At 52.6% G+C, this 3,580-nt stretch carries 1 protein-coding gene and 1 rRNA gene; both read left to right on the top strand.

Going from position 1 to position 3,580, the window contains the following annotated elements:
• On the top strand, positions 1–182 hold a 182-nt coding region (locus tag ACX80Q_RS18600), incomplete at its 5' end, for a hypothetical protein (protein WP_459332027.1).
• Positions 183–281: 99 nt separating this feature from the next.
• Positions 282–3,449 (top strand): 23S ribosomal RNA (locus tag ACX80Q_RS18595).
• Positions 3,450–3,580 lie beyond the last annotated feature (131 nt).

Below are 3,580 nucleotides of genomic sequence, written 5' to 3'. Positions count from 1 at the left end.
ACCAAGTAATTGGTGGTTGTGTTGTGCCTGGTTTCCCGCACACAACCGAACCGCTAGGCGGTACTGGTTCAAGATTCTTCGGAGTGTTGATCGGTGCTCTGGTGGTGGAGTGTGTGGTGGGGTTGTTGTTTGAGAACTACATAGTGAACGCGAGCATCTTTATAAAGAAGCAATTTCTTTGAGAAAATGATGAACCTGGATCTGATGCTGTTACACCTTTGGGTGTGGTGGTGTTGGTTTTCATGGTTCTCTCGATAAGTAAGTGTTGATTACATGTGTGTAGTCAAGTTTTTAAGGGCACACGGTGGATGCCTTGGCATTAGGAGCCGAAGAAGGACGTAGGAATCTGCGATAAGCCTCGGGGAGTTGATAACCAAACTTTGATCCGAGGGTGTCCGAATGGGGGAACCCCGCTACCCGTTGCAAGACGAGGTGGTGACCTGCATCTGAATATATAGGATGTGTGGAGGGAACGTGGGGAAGTGAAACATCTCAGTACCCACAGGAAGAGAAAACAATAGTGATTCCGTTAGTAGTGGCGAGCGAACGCGGATCAGGCTAAACCGTGTCATGTGTGATAGCCGGCGGGCGTTGCATGGTGCGGGGTTGTGGGATTTACCGTTACAGTTCTGCCGGACTGTTGAGGGGAATGGTGCATGTATAGGTGAACGGTTTTGAATGGCCGACCGTAGAGGGTGAGAGTCCCGTAACTGAAATGCAGTGCACTCCCTGGTGAGTATCCCAAGTAGCACGGGGCCCGAGAAATCCCGTGTGAATCTGTCAGGACCACCTGATAAGCCTAAATACTACCTAATGACCGATAGCGGACAAGTACCGTGAGGGAAAGGTGAAAAGTACCCCGGGAGGGGAGTGAAATAGTACCTGAAACCGTGTGCTTACAATCCGTCAGAGCAAGCGTGCACCTTGGTGTAGTTGTTCTTGTGATGGCGTGCCTTTTGAAGAATGAGCCTGCGAGTTAGTGTTACGTCGCGAGGTTAACCCGTGTGGGGAAGCCGTAGCGAAAGCGAGTCTGAATAGGGCGATCGTAGTGGCGTGATCTAGACCCGAAGCGAAGTGATCTACCCATGGCCAGGTTGAAGCGCGTGTAAGAGCGCGTGGAGGACCGAACCCACTTCAGTTGAAAATGGAGGGGATGAGCTGTGGGTAGGGGTGAAAGGCCAATCAAACTTCGTGATAGCTGGTTCTCCCCGAAATGCATTTAGGTGCAGCGTTGCGTGTTTCTTACCGGAGGTAGAGCTACTGGATGGCTAATGGGCCCTACAAGGTTACTGACGTCAGCCAAACTCCGAATGCCGGTAAGTCAGAGCGTAGCAGTGAGACTGTGGGGGATAAGCTTCATAGTCGAGAGGGAAACAGCCCAGACCACCAACTAAGGCCCCTAAGCGTGTGCTAAGTGGGAAAGGATGTGGGATTGCTTAGACAACCAGGAGGTTGGCTTAGAAGCAGCCATCCTTAAAAGAGTGCGTAATAGCTCACTGGTCAAGTGATTCCGCGCCGACAATGTAGCGGGGCTCAAGTACACCGCCGAAGTTGTGGATTTCAAACATTACCCAAGCCAGGAGGTTCGTCCTTTGGTTCAGGGGTTTGGAGTGGTAGGGGAGCGTCGTGTAGGCATTGAAGCCGCAGTGTGAACTAGCGGTGGAGCCTACACGAGTGAGAATGCAGGCATGAGTAGCGAAAGACGGGTGAGAAACCCGTCCGCCGAATGATCAAGGGTTCCAGGGTCAAGCTAATCTGCCCTGGGTAAGTCGGGACCTAAGGCGAGGCCGACAGGCGTAGTCGATGGACAACGGGTTGATATTCCCGTACCGGTGAAGAACCGCCCATATTGAACTGATGATACTAACCACCCAAGCTGTTACTGAGTGTCCTTCGGGACCAGGGTATACAGGGAGCGTGGGACCTGAGTCAGGGAGGTAAACGTATTAACAGGTGTGACGCAGGAAGGTAGCCGAGCCGGGCGATGGTAGACCCGGTCTAAGGACGTAGGAAACACGATAGGCAAATCCGTTGTGTTGTCTTCAATGACGATTCTGAGATCTGATGGGACCCCCGCATGGGGGAATTCGGTGATCCTATGCTGCCTAGAAAAGCATCGACGTGAGGTTCTAACTGCCCGTACCCCAAACCGACACAGGTGATCAGGTAGAGAATACTAAGGCGATCGAGAGAATTATGGTTAAGGAACTCGGCAAAATGCCCCCGTAACTTCGGGAGAAGGGGGGCCTGCCCCGTGAAGGAACCTAGCGTTCCGTGAGCGGGTGTGGGCCGCAGAGACCAGGGGGAAGCGACTGTTTACTAAAAACACAGGTCCGTGCGAAGTCGCAAGACGATGTATACGGACTGACTCCTGCCCGGTGCTGGAAGGTTAAGAGGACCGGTTAGCTCTTCGGAGCGAAGCTGAGAATTTAAGCCCCAGTAAACGGCGGTGGTAACTATAACCATCCTAAGGTAGCGAAATTCCTTGTCGGGTAAGTTCCGACCTGCACGAATGGAGTAACGACTTCCCCGCTGTCTCAACCATAAACTCGGCGAAATTGCAGTACGAGTAAAGATGCTCGTTACGCGCAGCAGGACGGAAAGACCCCGAGACCTTTACTATAGTTTGGTATTGGTGTTCGGAGTGGCTTGTGTAGGATAGGTGGGAGACTGTGAAGTCACAACGCTAGTTGTGATGGAGTCATCGTTGAAATACCACTCTGGTCACTTTGGACATCTAACTTCGGCCCGTAATCCGGGTCAGGGACAGTGCCTGATGGGTAGTTTAACTGGGGCGGTTGCCTCCTAAAAAGTAACGGAGGCGCCCAAAGGTTCCCTCAGCCTGGTTGGCAATCAGGTATCGAGTGTAAGTGCACAAGGGAGCTTGACTGTGAGAGGGACACCTCGAGCAGGGACGAAAGTCGGGACTAGTGATCCGGCGGCACATTGTGGAATGGCCGTCGCTCAACGGATAAAAGGTACCTCGGGGATAACAGGCTGATCTTGCCCAAGAGTCCATATCGACGGCATGGTTTGGCACCTCGATGTCGGCTCGTCGCATCCTGGGGCTGGAGTAGGTCCCAAGGGTTGGGCTGTTCGCCCATTAAAGCGGTACGCGAGCTGGGTTTAGAACGTCGTGAGACAGTTCGGTCCCTATCCGCTGCGCGCGCAGGAAATTTGAGAAGGGCTGTCCTTAGTACGAGAGGACCGGGACGGACGAACCTCTGGTGTGTCAGTTGTACTGCCAAGTGCATCGCTGATTAGCTACGTTCGGATGGGATAACCGCTGAAAGCATCTAAGCGGGAAGCCCGCTTCGAGATGAGATTTCCATACACATCAAGTGTGAGAGGCCCCCAGCTAGACCACTGGGTTGATAGGCCGGACGTGGAAGCGAGGACTAAAGACTCGTGAAGCTGACCGGTACTAATAAGCCGATAACTTACACTACACACACCTTATAAAGCATAAATTGCTCGCGTTCACTATGTGGTTCCCAACCAACAAACCCAGCTTTGTTAGTTGAAACCAAAAAAACAGGTTACCCCTGTGAGAACCCCCACCACACCAGTGGTGAAGGGC

Source organism: Arthrobacter sp. HLT1-20 (assembly GCF_054510895.1).
This window is presented reverse-complemented; position numbering and strand designations above follow the sequence as displayed.